The following is a 25,136-nucleotide window of genomic DNA, read 5'->3' on the forward strand; positions in this document are numbered from 1 at the left end:
ACGAGCGAGATCGGTTGAACATGTTCAACCCTTCGGTGGTGAGCCTAGAGCCTTCCTTGAACGTGTTCAAGTGGCGGTGGGTGTGGGTGCGGCGCCGGATGGACGCGCCTGGATTGCGGGCCCCGGAGGCCTGCGTCAGACATGAAGGAACGACCGGGGGCGACAGGCGGGAGACCCAGTGCGCGACGCAGCCAGACGACGGCCCTCGACACCACCAGGACACGGCCGCGGACCCTCGCGCCCCGCCGCGCGCGCCCTCGCCGCACTGGCCTCGGCCCTGCTCCTCGCGGGCTGCTCCGGCGGCGACCCGGGCGAGCCCGGCGCCGAACAGAGCGCCACCGGCCCCGCCCGCGAGGTGCTGCTCCAGCCCGCCGGGTCCCAGGGCCCCGCCCCCTTCACCGCCTCCACCGCCCAGGAGGGCGCCCCCGTACGGCAGGACGCGCCGCCCGTCACCGGCGTCGCCGACCCCGCCCCCGCCGGCCATGCGCTGGCCGGCTCCACCCCCGGCCTCTACGGCGGCACCCGCGCCGTCGCCAGCTGCAACGTCGAGCAGCAGGTCTCCTACCTCACCGCCGAACCGGCCAAGGCCCGCGCCTTCGCCGAGTCCGCCGGCATCCCCGAGAGCAACCTCGCCGACTGGCTGCGCGGCCTCACCCCCGTCCTGCTGCGCGCCGACACCCGGGTCACCAGCCACGGCTTCCAGAACGGGCGCGCCAACGCCTACCAGGCCGTGCTCCAGGCCGGCACCGCCGTCCTCGTCGACCAGTACGGCACCCCCCGGCTCCGCTGCGCGTGCGGCAACCCGCTGCGCTCCCCGGCCGCCGCCGAGGGCGCCGTGCACACCGGCGAGGCCTGGCCCGGCTACCGCCCCGAGCGGGTCGTCGTCATCACCCCCACCAGCGGCACCGTCGGCAGCCTGGTGATCGCCAGCACCGCCGACAACACCTGGCTGGAGCGCCGCACCGGCACCGACGGCGACCAGGACCGCAGGCCCGACGTCCTGCCGTCCTGCGACCCGGCGTCCTGCGACCTGGTCACCAACCCGCCCGAGCCGGTGCCGGACGCCTCCGTCCCGGCCGCCACCCCGGCGCGCCCCCAGGCGCCGTCCACCGCCCCCTCGGTGCCGGTCGTGCCCCACACCCCGTCCGCGCCCCGCGAGAACGAACGGCCGGGCGACCCGGTCGCCCCGCCGCTGCCGGACGCCCCGAACGACGCGCCCATCCCCGACGTACCGCCGGGCCCCTACGTCCCGGCCCCCGACGTCCCGGTGCCCGACGGCCCCGGCGAGCAGCAGCCGCTGCCCGAGCCGCCGCCCTCCTTCGAGGAGCTGCTGCCCGGCGACACCGCGCCCCGGCAGCCCGAGACCTTCGAAGGCTGACGAACGTTGTTGCGAACGAGTTCCGATCTTCGCCGTGCGCGCGGCCGACGCGGCGCCTAGCGTGGCCCCATGACTGTGGGCAGAGGGGGCGGGACGGCGGCCGAGCCGTGCCGTTGCACGGCCGGGCAGGCGGGCTCGACGGCGTCCACCTGCTGCTTCCTCCACGACTTCGGCCGGGAATTCCGGATGGGCACCTTCGACTGGGACCTGCTCACCGGCCGGATGAGCATGGACGAGGGCGCCCTCGAGATCTTCGACATGCCCGCCGAGGATTACGACGGCGACCCCACCACTCTCGGATCCCGCGTCCTGACCGACGAGGGCCGCCGCCTCGACTCCCTCGTCGCCCAGGCCCTCAAGGACGGCAGCGCGCACTACGGCGCCTACTTCCGGATCCGCACCCGGGCCGGCGTCCAGCGCTGGACCCACACCCTGGGCGTGGTCCGCCGCGACCCCGACGGGCGCCCGGTGCGCATCATCGGGCTCGTCCGCGACGCCTCCGAGGAGCTCACCGAGTCCGCCGCCCGGCTCGGCCTCGACGAGGGCCGGCGGCAGCGCACCAGCGTCGTCGAGGGCATGACCGCCGCCCTCGCCCACGCCCGCACCGTGCAGGACATCATCGACCTCCTGAACGACTCCCAGGGCCTGGAGCAGTTCGGCGCCGCCAGCCTCGTCATGGGCCTGCTCGAATCGGGCCGCATCCACCTGGTGGCCGAGGGACCCGCCGGTGCCTTCGTGCCGGGCACCCGTTTCACCCGGGTGGACGAGCAGTACCCGATGAGCGAGGTGGTCCGCACCCTCAGCCCCCGCTTCATCGAGTCCCCGGAGGACTTCGCCACCTCCTACCCGGTCCTGTGGCCCCACATCAGCGGCCTCGGCATCACCTCCGCCGCCTACCTCCCGCTGATCGCCCAGGCCCGCCCCATCGGCGCCCTCGGCCTGCTCTACAGCGACCGGACGGGCTTCAGCGCCGACGAGCGCAATCTGCTCGTCGCCCTCGGCAGCTCCATCGCCCAGAGCCTCCAGCGCGCCATGCTGTACGAGCAGGACCACGACCTCGCCGAAGGCCTCCAGCAGGCGATGCTGCCGCGCCGCATCCCCGACGTGCCCGGCGCGCAGATCGCCGTCCGCTACCGCTCCGCCCGGCTCGGCCGGGACATCGGCGGCGACTGGTACGACATCATTCCGCTGCCGGGAGGCCGGGTCGGCGCCGTCATCGGCGACGTCCAGGGCCACGACACCCACGCCGCCGCCGTCATGGGCCAGCTGCGGATCGTGCTGCGCGCCTACGCCGCCGAGGGCCACACCCCGGCCACCGTCATGGCCCGCGCCTCCGTCTTCCTCCACGAGCTCGACACCGACCGCTTCGCCACCTGCACCTACGCCGAGACCGACCCCGCCACCGGACTCGTCCAGATCGTGCGCGCCGGGCATGTCGACCCGATGCTCCAGGACCGCGACGGCAGCGCCCGCCGGCTGCCCGTGGAGGGCGGGCTGCCGCTGGGCCTGTCCGCCGAGTTCGGGCGCCTGGAGTACCCGGTCACCGCCGTCGAGCTCGACCCCGGCCAGACCCTGCTGCTCTACACCGACGGCCTGGTCGAGAAGCCGGGCGCCGACCTCGACGAGGGCCTGCAGTGGCTCACCTCGCTGGTCAAGCGCGGCCCCCGGGATCTCGGCCTGCTCGCGGACCACCTCTGCGACGTCGTCGACGAGCGCGGCGGCGAGGACGACGTCGCCGTCCTGCTGCTGCGCCGCGAGGGCGACCGGTCGCCGCAGGCCGGCGGGCGGCTCCAACAGCACGTCGGCCAGAACGACCCCGAGGCCCTCAGCTCCGCCCGCCACATGATCCGCGCCGCCGTGCGCGCCTGGGGCGCCGGCGGCCGCTCCGACGAGATCGAGCTGGTCGCCGACGAGCTGATGACCAACGCCCTGATGCACACCGACGGCGGCGCCATCGTGACCCTGCGGCTGCTCGGCGGGCCCGAACGCCGCTTCCGCGTCGAGGTCGAGGACCGCTCCAGCGCCCTGCCGCGCCGCCGCGAGGCCGGCGAGTCCGGCGTCTCCGGCCGAGGACTCCTGCTCGTCGACCAGCTCTCCGACCTGTGGGGCGTCGAACCGCGCGGCGGCGGCAAGTGCGTGTGGTGCGAGTTCGCCACCGAACAGCCGGGGGAGCGGGCCGAGGGGTCCTGAACCGGCGGCGGTACGGGCCGGGGCGCGCGTCCGACGGGCGGGCGCCCCGCGCGTACGGCAGGGTGGGGGCATGCCCGAGCTGCCCGAGGTCGAAGCCCTCCGCGCGTTCCTCGACGAGCACCTCGTGGGCAAGGAGATCGCCCGCGTGCTGCCCGTCGCGATCAGCGTGCTCAAGACCTACGACCCGCCCGTCACCGCGCTCGACGGCGCCCGGGTCACCGGCGTGGCCCGGCACGGCAAGTTCCTCGACCTGGCCACCGAGGGCGCGGCGGGCGAACTGCACCTGGTCACCCATCTCGCCCGGGCCGGCTGGCTGCACTGGAAGGACGTGCTGCCGTCCGGCCCGCCGAAACCGGGCAGGGGACCGCTCGCCCTGCGGATCGCGCTCACCGGCGGCGACGGCTTCGACCTCACCGAGGCCGGCACCACCAAACGCCTCGCCGTGTACGTCGTCCACGACCCCGGCGAGGTGCCCGGCGTCGCCCGCCTCGGCCCCGACCCGCTCGCCGCGGACTTCGACCTCGCCGCCTTCACCGCCCTGCTCGCCGGCGAACGGCGCCAGATCAAGGGCGCGCTGCGCGACCAGGGCCTGATCGCGGGCATCGGCAACGCGTACAGCGACGAGATCCTGCACGCCGCGAAGATGTCCCCGTTCAAGCCCGTCCAGAACCTGACGGCCGAGGAGACCGCCGCCCTGTACGAGGCGATGCGCGCCACCCTCGGCGAGGCCGTCGAGCGCTCCCACGGACTTGCCGCCGGCCGGCTCAAGGCCGAGAAGAAGAGCGGCCTGCGGGTGCACGGCCGGGCGGGCGAGCCCTGCCCGGTGTGCGGCGACACCGTCCGCAGCGTCTCCTTCAGCGACTCCTCGCTGCAGTACTGCCCCACCTGCCAGACCGGCGGCCGGCCGCTCGCCGACCGCCGCCTGTCCAAGCTGCTCAAATAGCTGAAATACACTCGCGGGCATGCTGCGCGTACTGGCCGTCGACGACGAGTCGCCGGCCCTCGAGGAACTGCTCTATCTGCTGCGCGCCGACCCGCGCGTGCGGACCGCCGAGGGCGCGGGCGACGCCACCGAGGCGCTGCGCAGGATCGGCCGGGCGGTCGAGTCCGGGCCGGACGGGCCCGAGGGCATCGACGTGGTCTTCCTCGACATCCACATGCCCGGGCTCGGCGGCCTCGACCTGGCCCGGGTGCTCGGCGGCCTCGCCCGGCCGCCGCTGATCGTCTTCGTCACCGCCCACGAGGGCTTCGCGGTGCAGGCCTTCGACCTGGAGGCCGTCGACTACGTGCTCAAGCCGGTGCGCCGGGAACGCCTCGCCGAGGCCGTGCGCCGGGTCCGCGAGCTGGTGCACGCGGGTGCCGCGGCGGCCCCGGCGGCCGCGCCCGCGGCCGAGCAGATCCCGGTCGAACTCGGTGGCGTCACCCGGTTCGTGGCCGTCGACGACATCGCGTACGCGGAGGCGCACGGCGACTACGCCCGGCTCCACACCGACCAGGGCAGCCATCTGGTACGCATCCCGCTGTCCGTCCTGGAGGAGCGCTGGGCCCCCCGCGGCTTCGTACGGATCCACCGCAGCCATCTGGTCGCGCTCGGCCGGATCGACGAACTGCGCCTGGACGGCGGCGCGACCTCGGTCCGGGTCGGCGAGGCGGTCCTCGCCGTCTCCCGCCGGCACGCCAGGGAGCTGCGCGACCTGCTGATGCGGCGCGCCCGGGGCTGATCGCGGCGCCCCGGCGGCCGCTCAGCAGAGGTGCAGCGCGAGATGGCCGAGGGCCACGCCCAACTGCCAGGCGGGCAGCCACACCTGACGCTCCTCGTCGAGAACGTGGGCCCGGCCGGGTCCGCCGAGCCCCGCGAGCCCGGCCAGGTCGGCGGCGCGCAGCTCGGTGTCCTTCAGGAGCCGCCAGGTGTCCCGGGCGAGCGCCAGATCCGGCTCCGGGGTGGCGGCGGGCGGGTCGGCGAGCCGGGCGGTCACCCACGCGTCCCACGGGTGGTCGTGCGCGGTGCGGCGCAGCCAGCCGTCGAGGCCGGGGCCGTCGACGCCCCGCCCGTCGAGCAGGACGGTCAGGGCCAGGGTGCGTACCCCCGCCCGGAACTCCAGCGAGCCGGGCGCGACCAGCCCGCTCGTCCGCATCACGTCGTCGGCGACGTACTCGGCGCACAGCCAGTCCATCGGCACGGCGAGTCCGCCTCCGCCTCCGCCTCCGCCGCCTCCGCCGGTGCCGTTCGTGCTCTCGGGCAGCACGGTTCCACCTTCTCCCGGTTCTTCTGGGACGCCAGGTCTTGTTCGTCCCCGGGACGAGCCTCCTCTGAGAAGGCGCCGCGCGGGGGCGGTTCGCTCAACTGGACCGGCGGATCGGCGAATGCGTCCCCGCCGCGTCGGTGCTGGTGAGCGCCGTGTGGCGGGGGTGAGATCCGGGACGGGGGAGACGGCTCAGCCGAGCAGCGCGTACACGGCGGTCGCGTGCGCGGCCGTCTCCTCGCTGCCCTCGGCGGTCATGGTGATGTCCGCGAAGGCCATCCGCTTGCCGGTCTTGGTGAGCCGGGCCCGCACCAGGACGTCGGCACCGACGACCGGCCGCTGGAAGCTGATCGACTGCTGCACGGTGGTCATCGGGACGAAGCCGCCGCGGGCGGCGGCCACCGCGATCACGGTCGCCGTGTCGGCGGCGGCCATCAGGGCCTGGCCGGACATCCCGCCGCCCTCGCGGGCGAGCCGTTCCGACCAGGGGAGCCGGAGGACGGCCTCGTGCCCGTCGACGGAGTCGACGGAGAGGCCGAGGTCGAGCACCCAGGGGGCGAAGTTGTCGGCGAGGATCTTCTCGGCGGCGGCGGTGGTCAGGGCCACGGGCGTCGTTGTCACGGGCGTCATTGTGCGGCCCCGGCCGAGGCCCGGGCAACGGGTCCGCGGTGGCGCGGCCGGTAGCCGGGGAGCCGGTGCCCGAGCTGGCGCAGGGCGTAGTGGGAGCGGGACTTGACGGTGCCGGCCGGGATGCCGAGATCGGCGGCGGCCTCGTTGACGGTGAGCCCGTGGAAGTAGAGCCGGACGAGGACGGCCCGGTGCTCCGGGCGCAGCCCGCGTACCGCCGCCCGGACGTCGAGCGCGGCGACCGCGGACTCGGTGGCGTCGGCCGGGTCGGCGGTGACGGCGAGCAGGTCGTCGCCGATCTCGGTGGGCCGGGAGAGCCGGGAGCGGCGGGCGTCGATGGCGAGCCGCCGGGCGACCGTGAACAGCCAGGGCCGCATGGAGGTGTAGGAGGAGTCGAAGGCCTCGGGGTGCAGCCAGGCCCGGACCAGGGTCTCCTGCACCAGGTCCTCGGCGCGCTGCCGGTCGCCCTGGGTCAGGCCGAGCAGGAAGGAGAGCAGGGCGGGGCCGTGCTCGCGCTGGAGCTCCTCCAGAGCCCGCTCGTCGGTGGTCGCCGCCGGTGCGGTCGGTGGCGTCAGTGCCGTCGTCATGCGCCGTATGTGAACGCATCCGAACGTCGGGCGACAGGGAACGGACAGGGATCTGCGACGAACGGTCACACCGAGCGGTGAATGGTCCGGTGAACGGACGGGCGGAAGGCATGCGTCCGATTCAGCGGGTTTGTGGCCTGTTGCGGCATTGAACCTTGACTGAGGCTTATCGCCAGCCGTGAATTCATAGGAACAGCTGTTCATCCTACGAACCAGCGGAGTCCGGCAGATGACCCCACGCACCAGACCCGGAACGGCCGCGCTCGCCGCCGTCCTGCTCACCGCGGCCGCCGGCTGCGCCGTCGCCGACCGCGCCCCGGAACGCCCCGGCGGCGGCCCCGCGCAGAGCCGGGCGCCACAGCGCACCGCCGCCCCCGGCGGCGCCTCCGCCCCGGCCCCGTTCACCCTCGTGGCCTCCGGCGACGTCCTCCCGCACGACTCGATCATCCGGCAGGCCGCCGCCGACGCGGGCGGCAACGGCTACGACTTCCGCCCCATGCTCTCCGGCGTCAGACCCGTGGTCTCCCGCGCCGATCTGGCGATCTGTCACATGGAGACGGTGTACGGCGAGCCCGGCGGCCCCTACACCGGCTACCCCGCCTTCAAGTCCCCGCCCGAGGTCGCCGCGGCCCTCAAGGAGACCGGCTACGACTCCTGCTCCACCGCCTCCAACCACACCCTGGACGACGGCGCCGCCGGACTGCGCCGCACCCTCGACGCGCTCGACAAGGCAGGAGTACGGCACGCCGGCTCGGCCCGCACCGCCGACGAGGCGGCCCGCCCCGCCCTGCTCAAGGCCGGCCGGGCGACCGTGGCCCAGCTCGCCTACACGTACGACACCAACGGCTATCCGCTCCCCGAGGGGCAGCCCTGGGCCGTGAACCTGATCGACCAGGAGAAGATCGTCTCCGACGCCCGGGCCGCCCGGAAGGCCGGCGCCGACGTCGTGGTCGTCTCCATCCACTGGGGCACCGAGTGGCAGACCGCGCCCGACCGGCGACAGCTCACCCTCGGCCGGGCACTCACCGCCTCCCGCACCGGTGACCGCCCCGACATCGACCTGATCATCGGCACCCACGCCCATGTGCCGCAGGCCTACGAGAAGGTCAACGGCACCTGGATCGTCTACGGCATGGGCGACCAGGTCGCCGGCGACATGATCAACTACGAGAGCGCCTACGACCGCCGCGGCAACATGGGCACCCTGGGCCGCTTCACCTTCGCCCCGCCCACCGCGCCCGGCCGCCGCTGGGAGGTGACCAAGGCGGAGTTCGTGCCCCAGTTCTTCGACACCGCGCGCGGCCGGGTGGTCGACCTCAACGAGGCGATCAGGAAGGGCCAGGCGCAGTACACCGAGCCCCGCGACGCCATCCGCTCGGTCGTCCTCGACCGGGGCGCGGCCCGCGACGGACTGACCATGGGGGAGTAGCCCCGGGGGGTACGGGTTACGGCACCACCGTGACCGGCCAGCGGCCCGCCTTGACCAGGCGCACCGCCACCGACCCCACGAAACGGTGCCCGGCCGACTCCGAGGCCCCGACCACCACCGCGTCCGCCTTCAGCTCGTCGGCGGCCGAGACCAGACCCGCGTACGCGTCCCCGCGGAAGGTGTGGAACTCCCAGCGCACCTGGAAGATCTCCTTCACGCGCTCCGCGGACTCCCGGATCTCGGCCACCAGACCCTCGGCGATCTCCTCGGTGGCGCCGGAGACCGGTGCCCCCATCGCCGCGCCGGCCGCGAGCACCGGCTGTACGTACACGAGCGCGAGCAGTGCGTTCTGCCGCCGGGCGAGCCCGGCCGCGTACGCCGCCGCGCGCAGCGAGGACGCCGAACCGTCGACCCCGGCGACGATCACCTTCGGGCCGTCTGTACCTCGTTCGAATCCGCTCACCCTCCGAGGCTATCGGCTCATCAGGTGTTTTCCGGCGGGGGGCCGGTGTCGCTGCGCGGCCGGTGCCGTCCACCGTTCGCACCATTGGTCATGAAAAAGGATGAGACGACCACGGGGCGCCGGGCGCTGCTGCGCCTCGCCGCCGCCCTGGGCGCCACCGCCACCGTCGGAGTCTTCGCCGCGGACCGCCTGGGAGGCACGGACGAGGGGACCACGGTGGCCGGGGCCCGCCCCGCGCGCCCGGCACCCGCCGCCGGACCCCAGGCCCGGGGCGGGGCGCAGGCGAAGGCTCAGGCGCGGCTGCGGCCCGCCGCGTATAGGCTCCAGCCGATGACCGGCTATGCTCCGCCCGCCGTTCGGCGCGCCCTCCCGCCCGTCCGGACCCGGCCCTTCCTCCACCTCACGGGCGTCGGCCGCTCGATGGTGCTCACCTTCGACGACGGCCCGGACCCGCGCTACACCCCGGAGATCCTGGCCACCCTGCGCCGTTACGGCTGCCGGGCGATGTTCTTCGTCTGCGGCGAGATGGCCGTCGACAACCAGGACCTGCTCAAGATGATGGCCGAGGACGGGCACGTGGTCGGCAACCACTCCTGGTCGCATCCGCTCGTGCCCAAGCTGCGGCCCTCGCTCATCCGCCACGAGCTCGGCTCCACCAGCGACGTCATCGAACAGGCCCTGGGCGCACCGCCGTCGTGGTACCGGGCACCCTACGGAGCCTGGAACAAGCTGTCGTTCGAGATCGGCGCCGAACTCGGCATGGAGCCGCTCGCCTGGACCGTGGACACCCTCGACTGGCAGGAGCCGCCCACCGACAGCATCGTCCGCCGGGTCCTCGACGGCGCGGGCGAGGGCGTCGTCGTCCTCAACCACGATGCGGGCGGCAACCGTTCGCACTCCGTCGCCGCCCTCAAGCGCTATCTGCCGCGCCTCCTCGACGCCGGCTACAGCATCACCGTGCCGCGCCGCTGAGCAGACCCTGAAGGGCCCCGGCACCCACCCGGTGCCGGGGCCCTTCGCCTTGCGGACCGCCTAGCGGAGACCGATCATCCGGGCGAAGACCACGACGTTGCCGTCGTAGCCGTGGGCGCGTGAGTAGCCGCCGCCGCACGTGATCACCCGCAGCTCCGGCTGGCCGGTGTCCCCGTACACCTGGGCTCCGGGGAAGTCGTTCTTCGAGAAGACCTCGACCCCGTAGATCTCGAACACGGCCACCCGGCCGTCGTAACGGTCGACCTCGATGTGCTGGCCCTGGTGCAGGGAGCCGAGTCCGTAGAACACCGCGGGCCCTGCCAGGTTGTCGACGTGCCCCACGATGACGGAGGTGCCGCGCATGCCCGGCGCGATGCCGTTCTGGTACCAGCCGGCGAGGTTCTTCTCCTCGGGCGGCGGGGCGGCGACCCAGCCGTTGTCGTCCAGGCCCACGTCCATGAGCGGGGCCGCCACCTGGATGGCCGGGATCCTGATGCGTGAGGCGGGGGCGAACGGCAGTTCCTGGACGGCGCCGGCCGTGGGGACGGGGGCGACCGGCCGGGCGACCGGGCGCGCAGCCGCGGTGGGCTGCGGCGGGCCGGACTCGAAGCCGACCCCGTTGCGCATTATCGCCAGGCCGGACAGCATGACGAGAGCCAGCGCGCCCCAGGGTTGGCGTCTCCTGGCGGCGTCGAAGAGGCTGAAGTCCTTGGGGCTCATGGTTCTCCCTTGGTGGCGTCACGGGAACGGTAAGGGCGCGGACGCGAACCGGCTTCCCGGGCGGAGCGAACGGGTGTCCGCCGGAGGAGCGACCCCGCCCCGGCGGTCCCGCGCGGGGGAACGGGTGATCAGCCATCCGAGTCATCATCAGATGATCGTTCTGACGCTGCGTGACCTGCGGATCCGTCAGATTGCTACCCCATTCGGCCGGTCTCCGGCCTCACCGGGGTGGCCCAGTGCCGAAATGCGGGGGTCGCCGCAACTTGTGATGGTTCGTCATGGAAGACGTACTCGTCGAATCTCCCGGAGCACGGCTTCGGGGCGTCTTCCACTGGAGGTTCAACCATGCGTGCTGCACGCACTCTGGCGGTGACGGCGACCGCGTTCGCGGCGCTCGGGCTCGCGGCCCCCCTCGCCACCGCCACCAACGGGCCGAGCAGCGTGACCGTCGGCTCCTTCCAGGCCCCCAAGGGCGGCGACAACAACAACTCCAATATCACCGTCTCCCCCTTCGCGGTTCACCAGGGTGCGCTTCTCCTGGTCACCACCAGGGACTGCGCCGCGGGCACGGTCTCGTCCGCGGCCTTCCCGTCCGGCACCCTCTCGGGCTCCAACCAAGGGTTCTCCACTGTCAGCGTCCGCATCTTCGACAACGCCACGCCCGGCCTGCACACCGTGACCGCCACGTGCGTCAACGGCCGCAAGCTCACGACGCAGTTCCGCGTGCTGGCCGGCCAGGGTTCGCAGGGCGGTCTGGGCGGCTCGCTCGCCCCGGGCTCCACCGAGATGGCGGTGGGCGGCGGCCTCGTCGCCGCCGCCGCGCTGGGCGGGGGGCTGTTCATCGCCCGCCGGCGCCGCACGACCGGCGCGGGGGTCTGACCGGCCGAACCTCCCGGTCGGCCCGCAACGCCCGTCGCCCCCGAGTCCCGTCCAGGGCTCGGGGGCGACGGGCGTGTGCCGACGGGCGGAACGGGGCGGGGCGCGACGGGGCGGGGTGCGGTGACACTCCGGGACGCCGTCAGTGGCGGCGGCCGTCGGAGGCCGACGACCTGCGGCGGATCACGAAGACCAGACCGCCCGCCGCGGCGAGCACCAGCGCCCCGCCGGCCGCGAAGGTCCAGGTGTCGGTGGCGTCGAACGAGCCGCCGAGACCGCCCGCGACGCCGCGCGGGGTGACGAGCACGGTCGACCGGGCGGTCGCCGTCGCCGTCGTCCCGCCGCTGATGGTCAGGTCGACGGTGCCCTGGATGCCGCCGGTGCAGTTGAACGACACCGTGTAGACGGCGCCGCGCTTGGCGTCCGTGTCCACGGTGGCGGTGACCACCGAGTTCGGGGCGATGGTCACGGTGTCGAAGATGCCGGCCGAGGCCGTCGCCGTACTGGCGCAGCCGGGTGCGCTGAGCGAGATCCGGCCGCCGGGCGCGACGACCCCGGGCGACACGACGAAATCGCCCGGGGCCTTCGCTCGGGGCGCCTGACGGGCGGGCGCCGGGGCGCCGTCGGCGGCGACGGCGACGGGGGCGGCCAGGGCGAGGGCGGCCGCCCCCAGCAGAGCGGTGGACGCGGCACGTATCGCGCGCATGGTCAATCCTCCGGGTCCCGAGGAGCAGCCGCGGAAGGGGTATCCGCGAGAAAGGCGGGACGTGCACCTCGATGCCCGAAACGCTAGGAGCCCTCTACCACAGCCGCGATCCCAGACGTGCGAATGGGGCACCGATGTCCCCCGCTCGGCCCAGTCACGCCCCTTGCTGTCAGCCCGTGACCTGCGGGAACAGATCGACGAACGGCGCGGCGGTGGCCGCCAGGCCCCGGCTGAACGGTGCGTCGAAGTCCCAGATCAGGAAGAGCAGGAAGGCGATCAGGGCGCTGAAGAGGCCGGCGAGCAGCAACTCCCGGCCGGTGCGCCGGATCTGCAGTGTGAAGATCAGGCCCACCGTCACCAGGGCGCCGGCGATCAGGCCGAACCAGACCACCCCCGGCATCGTCGCGCCCGCGTTCTCGCCGCGGGCGTTGCGGGCGTCGTCGGCGACCGCGACCTGGTCGACCAGCGGCTGGTAGGCCTGGCCCTCGAAGTCGTTGGCGGGCTGGTAGTCCGTGACGCTGCGGCGCACCTTCTGCAGCAGCTCCGTGCCGGTCTCGCTCAGTTCGCCGTGCTCGGTCATGTACGGGAACTCGTCCTCGACCACGTACGCCACGTACGCGTCGATGTCGGCGCGGATCCGCTCCCGGGTGGCGAGCGGATAGACCTCGACCCGTTCCGAGATCTCGTGCATCGCCTGGGCCTCCTGGCGCACGGTCTCCTGGGCGGCGCTGCGGGCCTCCCACACGCCGGCGATGGCGAGGCCGAGGACGATCGCGTACACCACGCCGATCATCATGGTCATGTACTCGATGACGTCGGGGGTCTCGCTGGGGTCGTCGTCCTCGGGGATCCGCCGGTGGTTGATGACGACGATGGCCAGCACGACGGCGCACGCGGCGGCCATCGCGATGGTGAGCACTACCCATTCGGACAAGGGTGTTTCCTCCGTTGCGGGGTGGTCGGGGCACAGGGGTCAGCGGGAGCGCGGGCGCAGGATCGCGGTCGCGAGCACCGCGGGGGCGGTGACGAGCAGGGTCGTGGTGAGCACGTTGGGCGCGCTCTTCGGCTTGACCCGGGCCGTGCGCCGGTAGTGCGGCAGTGCGACCGGGGTGGGCCGGGGACGCGCCGTGGGGGCCGGGGCCGGGCTCGGGGGCTCCGGCTCCGGCTCCGGCTCCGGCTCGGGCGCCGGGGGCGCGGGGCGCGGCGGCGGAGGCGGGGGCGGTGCGGGCCTCGGTGGCGGTGTGGTGCGCACCGGAGGCGGCGGCGGGGCCGGTGGCTTCGGCTTCGGGGTCGGCTTCGGGGCGGGTGTGGGCTTGGGGCTCGGCTTCGGCGGATGGGTCGGGTGCGGCGGATGGGTCGGATGGGTCGGGTGCGGGGGATGCGTGGGGTGCGGGGGATGGGTCGGATGACACGGCCCGTCCCCGGCGATCGCCACCCCGCTCGATCCACCGGGCCCGGTCACGGCCCAGGCGCACGCGTCGGCGGTCGCCGGTGTGGCCGGTGCGGTCAGCAGCCACACCAGCGCGCCGGCCGCGAGCGGGCGCGTCAGCCGTGTCCCATAGCGGGAGAACGGGCATCGAGGCAAGAGAGACACGCCGAGCAGCATGATCCGGCGGGTGGGCCGGACGGGTCGGAACGGCCCCCGATTCCCCGGATGGAGCGGATCTGGGCGTGCACTGGTTTGACGTTTCCACCGACTTTGTCGTCTCACGGGCTGCCCAACGGTGCCAACGGCTCGTCCGTTGCGGTGGATTCACGTGGATCGGCCCCGCCCGGGAGGGCGGCGTGTGAGGGTGGTGCGCGAGCGGCGCGCGGCACTCCGCGGGCCCGAATCCGGGAACTGGCCGGTTGTCGCCGCCCGTTGGACTCCGATCCCCGCCCACCCCGCCCGCGGGCTGCGACGGAACGCAGGTCAGAGGGCCGCACGACCATATGCACGTGAATTTGCACGACCTGAAGGCGTGAACTCTTCCTTACCCCGAGCACGTGCCATTGGCGTGTGACCAAGAACGGATCGAGAATTTCCGTTTCCGCTCGCTCTCTTGGCGGGCGATCAGTAGCCTCAGCTCGAACACAGGCCGCGAACACCTGGCCACATCTCACGGCGACTTGTTGGAGACTTTGATGGAGCGTCCCGCCTGGGCTCCGCCGGGCATCGATATCTCGGTGCCGAGCGTGTCCCGTATGTACGACTTCTATCTGGGCGGCTCGCACAATTTCGAAGTGGACCGGGAAGCGGCCCGCAGGGCCATGGAGTTCCTGCCGGGACTCCCGAAGATCATGCAGGCGAACCGTGCCTTCATGCGCCGGGCCGTGCGGCACGCCGTCGACAACGACGTCACGCAGTTCCTGGACATCGGCTCGGGGATACCGACCTTCGGCAACGTCCACGAGGTCGCCCAGGCCGCCAGCGAGGCGGCCCGGGTCGTCTACGTGGACCACGACCCGGTCGCCGTCGCCCACAGCCGGGCCGTGCTCGGCGACGACCCCCGCTCCGCCGTGGTCGCCGCGGACCTGCGCAAGCCGCGCGAGATCCTGCACAGCCCCGAGGTCGCCGAACTCCTCGACCTCGACCGCCCGGTGGCCCTGCTGCTCGTCGCCGTGCTGCACTTCCTGGAGGACGCGGACGAGCCGGGCGCCGCCGTCGCCGAGCTGGTCGACGCGCTCGCCCCCGGCAGCATGCTGGTCCTCACCCACGCCTCGTACGAGGGCATCCCGGTGCCGCAGGAGCGCGCGGGCGGGGCCGTCGGCGTCTACCGCGACATCCGCAACCCGCTGGTGATGCGCACCCACGAGGAGATCACCCGCTTCTTCGACGGCACCGAGCTCGTCGAGCCGGGCGTCGTGCCCATGCCCCTGTGGCGGCCCGACAGTCCCGACGAGGAGGAGGATCCCTTCGCCTTCTCCGGGTTCGCAGGGGTGGGGCGCAAGGCGTGAAGCTGCCGTCCCAGCCTGCCGGTTCCGTGGCCGACGGACCGGAGGACAGACTCAGGCGGTTCGTGACCATCTGGAGCCGCGCCGTGTTCCCGGTCACCGCCACCTCGATGACCCGTCAGGAGTTCGAGCGGCACCTGCTGCCGCCCGCCCGGGAGCTGTGCGACGCACTGCACGCCCGGCCCTTCGACACGGCGCCCGCGCACCGGGTCGGACAGGCGCTGGTGGCCGCGCACTGCACCGACCCGGACGCGCTCGCCCGCAGCCTCGGCGTGGTCGACGCGTATCTGGTGCTGTACTGCGGGGACGAACAGGGTGTCGAGGCCGAGGAGCTGCGCGCCCGCTGCTCCCGGCTCCAGCACGCCATGGCGGCCGGCTTCGCCCAGGCCCTGCGTGAACGCACCCTCGCCGAGCAGGAGTCCATCGCGCACTCCGCGCTGTCCGCCCGCAGCGCCGCGGAACTCGCCCTGCACGCCACCGAGAGCCGCTTCCGCGCGGTCTTCGACGGGGCCGCCATCGGCATCGGCATCGCCGACCTCGACGGCAACATCCTGGAGGTGAACGAGGCCCTCACCCGGATGTTCGGCGGCCTTGAGGGCACCGTCACCAGCAAGAACATCGTCGAGTGGGTGCACCCCGAGGACGGCCCGCACGTCTGGCGCCTGTACGACGAGCTGGTGCGCGGCGAGCGCGAGTCGTACCGCGTGGAGAAGCCGTACTACCGCGGCGACGGCACCGTCCTGTGGACCAACCTCACCGTCTCCCTGCTGCGCGACGCGGCCGGCCGGCCGCAGTACCAGCTGGCGCTGATGGAGGACACCACCGAACGGCGGCTGCTCAACCTCCGGCTGCGCTACGAGGCCACCCACGACGCGCTCACCGGGCTGCCCAACCGGACCCTGTTCTTCGAACGCCTGGAGAAGACCCTCGGCCCGGGCGGCGACACCAGCTTCGGCCTGGCCTACCTCGACCTCGACGGCTTCAAGGTGATCAACGACAGCCTGGGCCACTCCACCGGTGACCGGCTGCTCGTGGAGGTCGCCGACCGGCTGCAGAGCTGTGTCACCGCGCCCGGCGAGATGGTCGCCCGGCTCGGCGGCGACGAGTTCGTCGCGCTCACCACCGGCGCCGGCAGCGAACGCAAGGTCGGCGAGCTCGCCGACCGGATGCTCGCCTCGCTCGCCACCCCGATCAGCATCGACGGCCGCGAGCTCGCCGTGCGCGGCAGCGTCGGCGTGGTCGAGGGACCGGCGGGCGAGCGGACCGCGGCCGAGGTGCTGCGCAGCGCCGACATCACCATGTACCGGGCCAAGTCGGCGGGCGGCAACCGGTTCGAGTACGCCGACGAGGAGGCCGACGCCCGGGCCATCACCCGGCACGGGCTGACCACCGCGCTGCCCGCCGCCCTGGAACGCGGCGAGTTCTTCATCGAGTACCAGCCGCTGGTCCACCTCGGCGACGGCAGCGTGCACGGCGCCGAGGCGCTCGTACGGTGGTGCCACCCGCAGCACGGAGTGCTGGGCCCGGACCGCTTCATCCCGCTCGCCGAGAACACCGGGCTCATCGTCCCGCTGGGCCGGTGGGTGCTCCAGGAGGCCGTGCGCCAGGCCCGGTTCTGGCAGGACGAGGCCCCCGGCGGGCACCCCGCCACCGGGCCGCTGCGGATCAACGTCAACCTCTCGCCGACCCAGCTGCACCACCCGGGCCTGGTCGCCGAGACCGTCGACGTCCTGGAGCGCTCCGGCCTCGAACCGGGGGCGCTGTGCCTGGAGGTCACCGAGTCCGCGCTCATCGGCGCCGACGACGACCTTCTCAAGCCGCTGCGGCAGCTGGCCGAGATGGGCGTGGACATCGCGCTCGACGACTTCGGCACCGGCTACTCCAACCTGGCCAACCTGCGCCGCCTCCCGGTGAGCGTCCTCAAGCTCGACCGCTCCTTCACCCAGGGCATGCAGCAGCACCCCGTGGACCCGGTCGACATCAAGATCGTCGAGGGCATCGTCCAGCTCGCCCACAGCCTCGAACTCGCCGTCACCGTCGAGGGCGTCGAAACCGGCGCCCAGGCCCAGCAGCTCCGCGACCTGGGCTGCGACACGGCCCAGGGCTGGTACTACGCCCGCCCCGGCGCCCCGGACCGGATCCGGTCGCTGGCCCTGGTGGACGCGGTGTAGCGGACGCGGTGCGGAGGGCGGCGCCTTTCCGTTGCGCGGTGCCGGTCGGCGCCGGGCGGGGCGCCGGTCCGGGCGGGGCGCCGGGGCGGCAGGCTCAGGGCTGTGGCGCACCCCGTCGCGAGGCCATGAGCAGCTTCTGCAGCTCCCGCGCCGCCCGCGGCGGCGCCACGTCGCTGCGGTGGGCCAGTGCGATCGTGCGGCGCAGGCCCGGGCGGGCCAGGGCCGTGACGCGGAGGTCGCGGCCCGCGCGGGCGGCGACCATGGCCGGGACGACGGCGAGGCCGAGGCCCGCCCGGACGAAGCCGAGGACGGCGTCGAGCTCGCCGCCCTCCACTGTGAAGGAGGGCTCGAAGCCCTCCGCGCGGCAGGCCGCGACGGTCAGCTCCCGCAGGTCGTACCCGTGCCGGAACATCACCAGCGGCTGCTCGCGCAGGTCCGCGATCCGCACCGGCCGGCGCGGTGCGGGCGCCGAGGCCGACGAGACCACCACCAGGTCCTCGGTCAGCAGCTCCACCGTGGTCAGCGCGGGCGACGGCGTCGGCAGCGGCAGCACCACCAGGGCCAGGTCGAGCGAGCCGCGCGCCAGCTCCCGTACCAGGTCGTGCGAGCCGCCCTCCTCGATAAGGAGACGGATCCCCGGGTGCAGGTCGTGGAAGTCGCGCAGCACGTCCGGCAGCAGCCCGGTGCACAGGCTGGGCGTCGCGCCGAGCCGCACCCGGCCCCGCTTCAGCTGCACCAGCTCCTGGACCTCGTGGCGCGCGGTGTCCGTGTCGGCGAGGATCCGGCGGGCCAGCGGCAGCAGCGCCTCGCCCGCGTCGGTGAGCGCGATGTTGCCCCGGGCCCGGCTGAACAGCTCGGCACCCAGCTCCTGCTCCAGGGCCTTGATCTGCTGGGACAACGAGGGCTGCGAGACGTGCACGCGCTCGGCGGCCCGGGTGAAGTGGCGGGTCTCGGCGACGGCGACGAAGTACAGGAGCTGCTGGAACTGCATGCCACCAGCCTACCGGGACCCATAGGAGTCGCCTATCGAGATGAGCCGAACCATGTCTTGGACCTCTCGGGCTCTTCGGCCCTAGCGTCGGTCGCATGGCTCTGGCAACGAAGTCCGAACGGCGGCCCGAACGCCGGACCGCGCCCCCGCCCGCCGCCCCCACCCGCGGCTTCTGGGCGTCGACCCTCGGCAAGAAGACCGTGATGGCCGTGAGCGGCCTGATCATGCTCGCCTATCTCGTCGCCCATGTCGCGGGCAACCTCAAGGTCTTCTTCGGCCCCGAGGAGTTCAACGGCTACGGACACTGGCTGCGCGTCATGGGCGCCCCCGTCCTGCACCACCAGTGGGGCCTGTGGATCGCCCGGATCACGCTGCTGGCCGCCGTGGCGGCGCACGCCGTCTCCGCGTACCAGCTCAGCCGGCGCGACCTCAAGGCCCGCCCCACCCGCTACGCGCACCGGCGCAAGGGCTCCTCCTACGCCACCCGCACCATGCGCTGGGGCGGCGTGATCCTCGGCCTCTTCATCGTCTGGCACGTCCTCGACCTCACCACCGGCACCGTCCACGCCGGCGGCTTCGAGGACGGCAAGCCCTACCAGAACGTGATCGACACCTTCTCCACCTGGTACGGCAACGCTGTCTACATCGTCGCCATGCTCGCCGTGGGCCTCCACGTCCGGCACGGCTTCTGGAGCGCCGCCCAGACCCTCGGCGTCGGCAACGCCCGCCGTGAACGGGCCCTGAGATTCCTCGCCGACGCCCTCGCCCTCGTGCTGACCGCGGGCTTCATCGCCGTCCCCGTCGGCGTCATGACCGGAGTGGTGAACTGACCATGTCCCTCCCCGACTTCACCGAAGCTCCCGTCTTCACCGGCACCCCCGACTTCACCGACTTCACGACCGGCGGGCCGATCGCCGACACCGCCGCCCCCACCGGGCCCATCGCCGACCGCTGGGACACCCGCCGCTTCCAGGCGAAGCTGGTCAACCCCGCCAACCGGCGCGGCCACCGGATCATCGTCGTCGGCACCGGCCTGGCCGGCGGCTCCGCCGGCGCCACCCTCGCCGAACAGGGCTACCACGTCGTCCAGTTCTGCTACCAGGACTCCCCGCGCCGCGCCCACTCCATCGCCGCCCAGGGCGGTATCAACGCCGCCAAGAACTACCGCAACGACGGCGACTCCGTGCACCGCCTCTTCTACGACACCGTCAAGGGCGGCGACTTCCGCGCCCGCGAGTCCAACGTGCACCGGCTCGCCCAGATCTCCGTCGAGATCATCGACCAGTGCGTCGCCCAGGGCGTCCCCTTCGCCCGCGAGTACGGCGGCCTCCTCGACACCCGCTCCTTCGGCGGCGTCCAGGTCTCCCGCACCTTCTACGCCCGCGGCCAGACCGGCCAGCAGCTCCTCCTCGGCGCCTACCAGGCACTGTCCCGGCAGATCGCCGCCGGAAACGTCGAGATGCACGCCCGTACGGAGATGCTCGACCTGATCGTGGTCGACGGCCGGGCCCGCGGCATCGTCGCCCGCGACCTGATCACCGGCGAGATCTCCACCCACTACGCCGACGCCGTCGTCCTCGCCACCGGCGGCTACGGCAACGTCTTCCATCTCTCCACCAACGCCATGAACTCCAACGCCACCGCCGTGTGGCGGGCCCACCGGCGCGGCGCGTACTTCGCCAACCCCTGCTTCACCCAGATCCACCCCACCTGCATCCCGCGCACCGGCGACCACCAGTCCAAGCTCACCCTGATGAGCGAGTCGCTCCGCAACGACGGGCGCATCTGGGTCCCCAAGGCCCAGGGCGACACCCGCCCGCCGCACGCGATCCCCGAGGACGAGCGCGACTACTACCTGGAGCGCATCTACCCCTCCTTCGGCAACCTCGTCCCCCGCGACATCGCCTCCCGCGCCGCCAAGAACGTCTGCGACGAGGGCAGGGGAGTGGGCCCCGGCGGCCAGGGCGTCTACCTGGACTTCGCCGACGCCATCCGGCGGATGGGCCGGGCCGGGGTCGAGGAGAAGTACGGCAACCTCTTCGACATGTACGAGCGGATCACCGCCGAGAACCCGTACGAGACACCGATGCGGATCTACCCGGCCGTGCACTACACGATGGGCGGACTCTGGGTCGACTACGACCTCCAGACCACCGTCCCCGGCCTCTTCGCCATCGGCGAGGCCAACTTCTCCGACCACGGCGCCAACCGGCTCGGCGCCTCCGCCCTCATGCAGGGCCTCGCCGACGGCTACTTCGTGCTCCCGGCCACCGTCAACGACTACCTGGCCCGCCACCCGCACGCCGAACCCGTCACCGACGCCCACCCCGCCGTACGGGACGTGCTCGCCGAGACCGAGGACCGGCTCAGCCTCCTCCTCGCCGTCGACGGCGACCGCACCCACGACTCCTTCCACCGCGAACTCGGCGAACTCATGTGGGAGTTCTGCGGCATGGCCCGCACCGACGCCGGACTGCGCAAGGCGCTGCGCCGCATCCCCGAGATCCGCGAGGAGTTCTGGCGCCGCATCAAGGTCCCCGGCACCGGTGAGGAGTTCAACCAGTCCCTGGAGAAGGCCAACCGGATCGTCGACTACCTGGAGCTCGCCGAGCTGATGTGCCTCGACGCCCTCCACCGCGTCGAGTCCTGCGGCGGCCACTTCCGCGAGGAGTCCCAGACCCCGGACGGCGAGGCCGCCCGCCGCGACGAGGAGTTCTCGTACGCCGCCGCCTGGGAGTTCGGCGGCGGAGGCGCGCCCGTCCTCCACAAGGAGGACCTCACCTTCGAATACGTCCACCCCACCCAGCGGAGCTACGCATGAGGCTGAACCTGCGCGTCTGGCGCCAGAAGAACGGCGACGCCGAGGGCGCCATGGCCACCTACCACGTGGACGGCATCTCGCCCGACATGTCCTTCCTGGAGATGCTGGACACCCTCAACGAGGAGCTGATCCTGCGCGGCGAGGACCCCGTCGCCTTCGACCACGACTGCCGCGAGGGCATCTGCGGCGCCTGCAGCCTCGTCATCAACGGCGACGCCCACGGCCCCGAGCGCACCACCGCCTGCCAGCTGCACCTGCGGTCCTTCCGCGACGGCGACACCATCGACGTCGAGCCCTGGCGGGCCGCCGCCTTCCCGGTCGTCAAGGACCTCGTCGTCGACCGCTCCGCCTTCGACCGGATCATCCAGGCCGGCGGTTACGTCAGCGTCCCCACCGGCTCCGCGCCCGAGGCGCACGCCACCCCCGTCCCCAAGGCCGACGCCGACCTCGCCTTCGAGCACGCCGAGTGCATCGGCTGCGGCGCCTGCGTCGCGGCCTGCCCCAACGGCTCCGCCATGCTGTTCACCTCGGCCAAGGTCAACCACCTGGGCGTGCTGCCGCAGGGGGCGCCCGAGCGGGAGACCCGGGTCCTCGACATGGTCGCCCAGATGGACGCCGAGGGCTTCGGCGGCTGCACCCTCACCGGCGAATGCGCCACCGCCTGCCCCAAGGGCATCCCGCTGCCCTCGATCTCCGCCATGAACAAGGAGTGGCTGCGCGCCCGCCGCAAGGCCGCCCGCTAGAGCCTCAGCGCCGGAGGTACGCGAGGACGGCCAGGACCCGCCGGTTGTCGTCGGCCGACGGCTCGATGCGCAGCTTCCCGAAGATGCCCGCCGTGTGCTTCGCCACCGCGCTCTCACTGACGTGGAGCGCGGTGGCGATCGCCGCGTTCGACCGGCCCTCGGCCATCAGCCGCAGCACCTCGTGCTCGCGCGGGGTGAGCGCGGCCGTGTTCCCGCGGGCGTCGGAGCGGGCGAGCAGCCGGGCCACCACCTGCGGGTCCAGCACCGTGCCGCCCGCGGCCACCGTCCGTACCGCGTCGACGAACTGGGCCGTGTGCGTCACCCGGTCCTTCAGGAGATAGCCGACCGCGCCCTCCCCGCCGGCCAGCAACTCCTGTGCGTACAACTGCTCCACGTACTGCGACAGGATCAGCACCGGGAAGCCCGGCCGCTCCCGGCGGGCGTCCAGGGCGGCCCGCAGTCCCTCGTCGGTGAAGCCCGGCGGCAGCCGGATGTCGATCACGGCCACGTCCGGGCGCTCCTCGCGCAGCGCGCGGACCAGGGCGGGATGGTTGTCGACGGCGGCGACCACCTCGCAGCCGTGCTCCTGAAGGGTGCGGGTCAGCCCGTCCCGGAGGAGGAAGAGGTCTTCGGTGAGGACGACGCGCACGGTATCTCCAGGGTCGCGAGGGTGGGGCCGCCCGGCGGACTGTCCAGGGCGAGGGTTCCGTCGAAGGCGCGCAGCCGGCGCAGCACCCCGTGCAGCCCGCCGCCGTCCGGGGCCGCGGCCGTCGTCGGCGACGGTCACCCGCAGCAGCCCGCCGGTGCCGCCGGTGTGCGCGAGGGCGATCCGGACCTCGCGGGCCCCGGCGTGCTTGGCCGCGTTGGCGAGGAGTTCGGCCACCACGAAGTACGCGGCGGACTCCACGGCCGCCGGCAGCCGGCCGGGCGGCAGCGCGGAGTCCACCCGTACGTCGAGGAAGGAGTCCAGGGCCAGCGAGCGCACCGCGTCACCGAGCCCGCGGTCGGCCAGGACCGGCGGCAGGATCCCGTGCACCAGCTCCCGCAGATCCCCGAGCGCCCGCTCGGAGACCTCCCGCGCGTCCGCGAGCAGCGTCCGCGCCGCGGTCGGATCCTCGTCGAGCCGCCCGGCCGCCTCCGCCAGGGTCATCCCGAGCGCCACCAGGCGTGCCTGCGCCCCGTCGTGCAAGTCCCGCTCGATGCACCGCAGTTCGGCCGCCTGGAGGTCCAGCGCGTCGGCCCGGGTGCCGGTCAGGTGGTCGATCCGCCGGACGAGCACCGTCTCGTACGGTACGGAGAGCGCGCGCCGGGTCCAACGGGCGTACCGGGCCAGCGTCCACGGCGCCAGGGCCACGGCACCGGCGACGAAGCCGCACCCGAGCCCCGCCGCCGCGACCGCGGTGGCGGGGGAGACCACCGGCACGAAGGAGTACCAGTTGCCGTCCCCCAACTCCCGCCACACGAACGGCTGGACCACCGCGCCGAACACCCCGAACCAGAACAGCGAGAGCGGCACCGCCACGAGGAGGCCGCCGTTCAGCGGCTCCAGCCACGCCCAGCGCAGGTCCCGCCAGAAGCCCCCGTCTCCGCCTTCCACACCCGCATGCCCCTCGGCCTCCCCGTCGTCCGGCTTGTGTTCCGTCGCCGTCGACTCTGCCGGCGGGAGCGGGCCGGGCCACTGGTGCCGGGTGCCGGACCGGGGTGTACCTGGGTACACCCCCAGGGGCGTACGGGGCGCCGGTCAGGCGCCGACGGCGCGCAGGGTGCCCGGGCGGCGGCCCATCAGGCCGTCGAGCGCCGACTCCGTCGCCTCGTCCGCCGGCAGGTACACCACGAGGTGCTGGGCGTCCGTCTCGCTCGGTTCGAGCACCTCGTACGCGAGGCGCAGCTCACCCGCCTCGGGATGCACGAAGCGGTCCACACCGGAGCGGGAGGGTACGGGCGCGGGCGCGTCGAGCCGGGAGGAGAAGGCGGGGCCGGCGGTCACCGTCAGCTCCTGGACCAGCTCCGCCATGTGCGGGTCGCTGCGGGTGATCGACAGGAGCAGCCCCGCCACCTGCTGGTCGGCCACCCGGTCCCAGTCCGGGTAGACCGTACGGGCCCGGGGGTCGGTGAAGACATAGCGCGGCAGGCTCGGGCGTTCGCCGTCGAGCAGGCCGACCGGGCCGGCGAGGCGCGCGTAGCCGTCGGTGTGCGCCACGACCTCGCCCAGCATGTTCAGGACCACCGCCGGGGTCGGGCCGAGGCGGTCGAGGAGCGCCCGGACCGGGGCCCGCACCTCCTGCGCCGGGGTGGGCGCCCGGGTGCAGATGTGGTGGTGGGAGCCCGACTTCATCAGGTTCCGCAGGTGCAGGCGGGCTTCGAGCGGCAGCCGCAGGGCCTCGCTCAGCGCGCCGAGCACCTGCGGCGACGGGTTGCGGTCCCGGCCCTGCTCAAGCCGGGCCAGATACTCGACGCTGATCCCCGCCAGCATGGCCAGCTCCGCCCGGCGCAGCCCCGGGGTGCGCCGCCGGGGGCCCGCGGGGAGACCGGCCTCGGCGGGGGGCACGGCCTCACGACGGGCGCGCAGGAACGCCCCCAGCTCGTTGTCGCTCATCCGTCAAGCGTACGGGCGCGACCGCGGGCGAGGGTGGCCCTGTCACTACCAGGCTCGCCACTACCAGGCTCCGCCACTACCCGTCTCGGCACGGCCTTCCTCCCGCCCCGGCGGCACGGCAGCGTGGGGCCCATGACCACCGAATCCCACCCCACCACGCCCACCGTCCTGCCGCTCGCCCCGGGCCGCTGGGCCTTCGACCCGCTGCACTCCGCGGTCGGCTTCACCATCCGCCACTTCGGAATCTCCAAGGTGCGCGGCCGCTTCAACGAGCTCCAGGCGGAGCTGGTCGTCGGCGACACCCTGGAGACCTCCTCGGTCACCGCGACCGTGGCGCTCGCCTCCGTCGACACCGGCAACCCGGACCGGGACGCCCACGTCCGCGCCGCCGACCTCCTCGACGTCGAGAAGCGGCCCACGATGACCTTCCGCTCCACCCGGATCGCCGGGGACGGCGAGGACTGGACGCTGGAGGGCGAGCTCACCATCGGCGACGTGACCCGGCCGATCGTCTTCGACGTCGAGTTCGGCGGCGTCGTGGACAACCCCGTGGACGGGCACCGGCACGCCGGCTTCGACGCCACCGGAGAGTTCCGGCGCAGGGACTTCGGCCTGGACTTCGCGCCCGGCGTCCTCGGCGACGTCATCAAGGTCACCCTGGAGGTGCAGTTCCTCGACCCCCGGTGACC

The 25,136-nt window shown here is 73.5% G+C and carries 24 protein-coding genes and 1 pseudogene; 13 read left to right on the top strand and 12 right to left on the bottom strand.

The features are described from left to right. The first annotated feature begins 178 nt into the window (after positions 1 to 178). The 4 genes from AB0M18_RS14850 (at position 179) to AB0M18_RS14865 (ending at position 5,289) form a co-directional block, all read left to right on the top strand. Entirely contained in the window at positions 179 to 1,378 is a 1,200-nt protein-coding gene (locus AB0M18_RS14850; RefSeq protein WP_365757738.1) for a DUF6777 domain-containing protein, read from the top strand. Between the two features lie 186 nt (positions 1,379 to 1,564). Further along, positions 1,565 to 3,568 carry a SpoIIE family protein phosphatase gene (locus tag AB0M18_RS14855; protein WP_365758285.1) on the top strand — a complete coding sequence of 668 codons (2,004 nt, stop codon included), beginning with the start codon at positions 1,565 to 1,567 and terminating at the stop codon, positions 3,566 to 3,568. A gap of 70 nt (positions 3,569 to 3,638) precedes the next feature. Next, complete coding sequence (locus tag AB0M18_RS14860) at positions 3,639 to 4,511, top strand: DNA-formamidopyrimidine glycosylase family protein (RefSeq protein ID WP_365757740.1); 873 nt, start codon at positions 3,639 to 3,641, stop codon at positions 4,509 to 4,511. Between the two features lie 19 nt (positions 4,512 to 4,530). Beyond that, entirely contained in the window at positions 4,531 to 5,289 is a 759-nt protein-coding gene (locus AB0M18_RS14865) for a LytTR family DNA-binding domain-containing protein (protein WP_365757742.1), read from the top strand. A 21-nt stretch (positions 5,290 to 5,310) separates the two neighbouring features. On the opposite strand, the gene AB0M18_RS14870 is transcribed toward AB0M18_RS14865, so the two are convergent. The 3 genes from AB0M18_RS14870 to AB0M18_RS14880 form a co-directional block, all read right to left on the bottom strand. Beyond that, positions 5,311 to 5,742 carry a hypothetical protein gene (locus tag AB0M18_RS14870; protein WP_365758287.1) on the bottom strand — a complete coding sequence of 144 codons (432 nt, stop codon included), beginning with the start codon at positions 5,740 to 5,742 and terminating at the stop codon, positions 5,311 to 5,313. A gap of 261 nt (positions 5,743 to 6,003) precedes the next feature. Further along, positions 6,004 to 6,417 carry a PaaI family thioesterase gene (locus tag AB0M18_RS14875; RefSeq protein WP_365758289.1) on the bottom strand — a complete coding sequence of 138 codons (414 nt, stop codon included), beginning with the start codon at positions 6,415 to 6,417 and terminating at the stop codon, positions 6,004 to 6,006. A 20-nt stretch (positions 6,418 to 6,437) separates the two neighbouring features. Beyond that, positions 6,438 to 7,025 carry a sigma-70 family RNA polymerase sigma factor gene (locus tag AB0M18_RS14880; RefSeq protein WP_365757744.1) on the bottom strand — a complete coding sequence of 196 codons (588 nt, stop codon included), beginning with the start codon at positions 7,023 to 7,025 and terminating at the stop codon, positions 6,438 to 6,440. Positions 7,026 to 7,254: 229 nt separating this feature from the next. Here AB0M18_RS14880 and AB0M18_RS14885 point away from each other — a divergent pair, with 229 nt between their 5' ends. Next, positions 7,255 to 8,454: a CapA family protein gene (locus AB0M18_RS14885; RefSeq protein WP_365757746.1), complete on the top strand. Its 1,200-nt coding sequence runs from the start codon at positions 7,255 to 7,257 to the stop codon at positions 8,452 to 8,454. Positions 8,455 to 8,470: 16 nt separating this feature from the next. Here AB0M18_RS14885 and AB0M18_RS14890 read toward each other — a convergent pair whose 3' ends face one another. Beyond that, entirely contained in the window at positions 8,471 to 8,917 is a 447-nt protein-coding gene (locus tag AB0M18_RS14890) for a universal stress protein (protein WP_265867658.1), read from the bottom strand. A gap of 90 nt (positions 8,918 to 9,007) precedes the next feature. On the opposite strand from AB0M18_RS14890, the gene AB0M18_RS14895 reads away from it, so the two are divergent. Beyond that, positions 9,008 to 9,889 (top strand): polysaccharide deacetylase family protein, encoded by an 882-nt coding sequence (locus AB0M18_RS14895; RefSeq protein WP_365757747.1) that lies wholly within the window; start codon positions 9,008 to 9,010, stop codon positions 9,887 to 9,889. A 60-nt stretch (positions 9,890 to 9,949) separates the two neighbouring features. Here AB0M18_RS14895 and AB0M18_RS14900 read toward each other — a convergent pair whose 3' ends face one another. Next, complete coding sequence (locus tag AB0M18_RS14900) at positions 9,950 to 10,609, bottom strand: class F sortase (protein WP_365757749.1); 660 nt, start codon at positions 10,607 to 10,609, stop codon at positions 9,950 to 9,952. Positions 10,610 to 10,954: 345 nt separating this feature from the next. On the opposite strand from AB0M18_RS14900, the gene AB0M18_RS14905 reads away from it, so the two are divergent. After that, positions 10,955 to 11,488, top strand: coding sequence for a hypothetical protein (locus tag AB0M18_RS14905; RefSeq protein ID WP_365757751.1), 534 nt, complete (start codon positions 10,955 to 10,957; stop codon positions 11,486 to 11,488). Between the two features lie 139 nt (positions 11,489 to 11,627). On the opposite strand, the gene AB0M18_RS14910 is transcribed toward AB0M18_RS14905, so the two are convergent. The 3 genes from AB0M18_RS14910 to AB0M18_RS14920 all read right to left on the bottom strand — a co-directional run bounded on the left by AB0M18_RS14910 (position 11,628) and on the right by AB0M18_RS14920 (position 13,785). Further along, entirely contained in the window at positions 11,628 to 12,191 is a 564-nt protein-coding gene (locus AB0M18_RS14910; RefSeq protein WP_365757753.1) for a hypothetical protein, read from the bottom strand. A gap of 169 nt (positions 12,192 to 12,360) precedes the next feature. Next, a complete protein-coding gene (locus tag AB0M18_RS14915) occupies positions 12,361 to 13,125 on the bottom strand; it encodes a hypothetical protein (RefSeq protein WP_365757755.1) in 765 nt (254 codons plus the stop codon). A 39-nt stretch (positions 13,126 to 13,164) separates the two neighbouring features. Continuing rightward, positions 13,165 to 13,785, bottom strand: a complete 621-nt coding sequence (locus AB0M18_RS14920; RefSeq protein ID WP_365757757.1) for a hypothetical protein — start codon at positions 13,783 to 13,785, stop codon at positions 13,165 to 13,167. A 530-nt stretch (positions 13,786 to 14,315) separates the two neighbouring features. On the opposite strand from AB0M18_RS14920, the gene AB0M18_RS14925 reads away from it, so the two are divergent. Next, positions 14,316 to 15,128: an SAM-dependent methyltransferase gene (locus AB0M18_RS14925; RefSeq protein ID WP_365757759.1), complete on the top strand. Its 813-nt coding sequence runs from the start codon at positions 14,316 to 14,318 to the stop codon at positions 15,126 to 15,128. Next, positions 15,125 to 17,296 carry an EAL domain-containing protein gene (locus tag AB0M18_RS14930; protein ID WP_365757761.1) on the top strand — a complete coding sequence of 724 codons (2,172 nt, stop codon included), beginning with the start codon at positions 15,125 to 15,127 and terminating at the stop codon, positions 17,294 to 17,296. Before AB0M18_RS14925 ends, AB0M18_RS14930 begins: the two co-directional genes overlap by 4 nt. 94 nt (positions 17,297 to 17,390) lie before the next feature. Here AB0M18_RS14930 and AB0M18_RS14935 read toward each other — a convergent pair whose 3' ends face one another. Beyond that, positions 17,391 to 18,287, bottom strand: coding sequence for a LysR substrate-binding domain-containing protein (locus AB0M18_RS14935; protein ID WP_365757763.1), 897 nt, complete (start codon positions 18,285 to 18,287; stop codon positions 17,391 to 17,393). Between the two features lie 95 nt (positions 18,288 to 18,382). Here AB0M18_RS14935 and AB0M18_RS14940 point away from each other — a divergent pair, with 95 nt between their 5' ends. The 3 genes from AB0M18_RS14940 to AB0M18_RS14950 are packed head-to-tail and all read left to right on the top strand — an operon-like array spanning position 18,383 to position 21,851. Then, entirely contained in the window at positions 18,383 to 19,117 is a 735-nt protein-coding gene (locus AB0M18_RS14940; RefSeq protein ID WP_365757765.1) for a succinate dehydrogenase, read from the top strand. Between the two features lie 2 nt (positions 19,118 to 19,119). Next, positions 19,120 to 21,108: a fumarate reductase/succinate dehydrogenase flavoprotein subunit gene (locus tag AB0M18_RS14945; protein ID WP_365757767.1), complete on the top strand. Its 1,989-nt coding sequence runs from the start codon at positions 19,120 to 19,122 to the stop codon at positions 21,106 to 21,108. Then, positions 21,105 to 21,851, top strand: a complete 747-nt coding sequence (locus AB0M18_RS14950) for a succinate dehydrogenase/fumarate reductase iron-sulfur subunit (RefSeq protein ID WP_365757769.1) — start codon at positions 21,105 to 21,107, stop codon at positions 21,849 to 21,851. Before AB0M18_RS14945 ends, AB0M18_RS14950 begins: the two co-directional genes overlap by 4 nt. Positions 21,852 to 21,855: 4 nt before the next feature. Here AB0M18_RS14950 and AB0M18_RS14955 read toward each other — a convergent pair whose 3' ends face one another. The 3 genes and pseudogenes from AB0M18_RS14955 to AB0M18_RS14965 form a co-directional block, all read right to left on the bottom strand. Further along, positions 21,856 to 22,500: a response regulator transcription factor gene (locus AB0M18_RS14955; protein ID WP_365758291.1), complete on the bottom strand. Its 645-nt coding sequence runs from the start codon at positions 22,498 to 22,500 to the stop codon at positions 21,856 to 21,858. Between the two features lie 423 nt (positions 22,501 to 22,923). Beyond that, positions 22,924 to 23,001: pseudogene (locus AB0M18_RS14960) on the bottom strand (hypothetical protein); the annotation flags it as partial. Positions 23,002 to 23,592: 591 nt separating this feature from the next. After that, entirely contained in the window at positions 23,593 to 24,447 is an 855-nt protein-coding gene (locus AB0M18_RS14965; protein ID WP_365757771.1) for a helix-turn-helix transcriptional regulator, read from the bottom strand. Positions 24,448 to 24,579: 132 nt separating this feature from the next. Here AB0M18_RS14965 and AB0M18_RS14970 point away from each other — a divergent pair, with 132 nt between their 5' ends. Beyond that, positions 24,580 to 25,134 (top strand): YceI family protein, encoded by a 555-nt coding sequence (locus AB0M18_RS14970; protein WP_365757773.1) that lies wholly within the window; start codon positions 24,580 to 24,582, stop codon positions 25,132 to 25,134. Positions 25,135 to 25,136: the final 2 nt, after the last annotated feature.

Source organism: Streptomyces sp. NPDC051909, from assembly GCF_040681095.1.
In the GTDB taxonomy this organism is placed as follows: domain Bacteria; phylum Actinomycetota; class Actinomycetes; order Streptomycetales; family Streptomycetaceae; genus Streptomyces.

What these genes read in the sequence shown, in the direction of transcription:
- AB0M18_RS14855 (WP_365758285.1), top strand. Translation starts at nt 1,565, where the DNA reads ATGGGCACCTTCGACTGGGACCTGCTCACCGGCCGGATGAGCATGGAC.
- AB0M18_RS14860 (WP_365757740.1), top strand. Translation starts at nt 3,639, where the DNA reads ATGCCCGAGCTGCCCGAGGTCGAAGCCCTCCGCGCGTTCCTCGACGAG.
- AB0M18_RS14865 (WP_365757742.1), top strand. Translation starts at nt 4,531, where the DNA reads ATGCTGCGCGTACTGGCCGTCGACGACGAGTCGCCGGCCCTCGAGGAA.
- AB0M18_RS14870 (WP_365758287.1), bottom strand. Translation starts at nt 5,742, where the DNA reads ATGGACTGGCTGTGCGCCGAGTACGTCGCCGACGACGTGATGCGGACG.
- AB0M18_RS14880 (WP_365757744.1), bottom strand. Translation starts at nt 7,025, where the DNA reads ATGACGACGGCACTGACGCCACCGACCGCACCGGCGGCGACCACCGAC.
- AB0M18_RS14885 (WP_365757746.1), top strand. Translation starts at nt 7,255, where the DNA reads ATGACCCCACGCACCAGACCCGGAACGGCCGCGCTCGCCGCCGTCCTG.
- AB0M18_RS14895 (WP_365757747.1), top strand. Translation starts at nt 9,008, where the DNA reads ATGAAAAAGGATGAGACGACCACGGGGCGCCGGGCGCTGCTGCGCCTC.
- AB0M18_RS14900 (WP_365757749.1), bottom strand. Translation starts at nt 10,609, where the DNA reads ATGAGCCCCAAGGACTTCAGCCTCTTCGACGCCGCCAGGAGACGCCAA.
- AB0M18_RS14905 (WP_365757751.1), top strand. Translation starts at nt 10,955, where the DNA reads ATGCGTGCTGCACGCACTCTGGCGGTGACGGCGACCGCGTTCGCGGCG.
- AB0M18_RS14910 (WP_365757753.1), bottom strand. Translation starts at nt 12,191, where the DNA reads ATGCGCGCGATACGTGCCGCGTCCACCGCTCTGCTGGGGGCGGCCGCC.
- AB0M18_RS14925 (WP_365757759.1), top strand. Translation starts at nt 14,316, where the DNA reads ATGGAGCGTCCCGCCTGGGCTCCGCCGGGCATCGATATCTCGGTGCCG.
- AB0M18_RS14935 (WP_365757763.1), bottom strand. Translation starts at nt 18,287, where the DNA reads ATGCAGTTCCAGCAGCTCCTGTACTTCGTCGCCGTCGCCGAGACCCGC.
- AB0M18_RS14940 (WP_365757765.1), top strand. Translation starts at nt 18,383, where the DNA reads ATGGCTCTGGCAACGAAGTCCGAACGGCGGCCCGAACGCCGGACCGCG.
- AB0M18_RS14945 (WP_365757767.1), top strand. Translation starts at nt 19,120, where the DNA reads ATGTCCCTCCCCGACTTCACCGAAGCTCCCGTCTTCACCGGCACCCCC.
- AB0M18_RS14950 (WP_365757769.1), top strand. Translation starts at nt 21,105, where the DNA reads ATGAGGCTGAACCTGCGCGTCTGGCGCCAGAAGAACGGCGACGCCGAG.
- AB0M18_RS14965 (WP_365757771.1), bottom strand. Translation starts at nt 24,447, where the DNA reads ATGAGCGACAACGAGCTGGGGGCGTTCCTGCGCGCCCGTCGTGAGGCC.
- AB0M18_RS14970 (WP_365757773.1), top strand. Translation starts at nt 24,580, where the DNA reads ATGACCACCGAATCCCACCCCACCACGCCCACCGTCCTGCCGCTCGCC.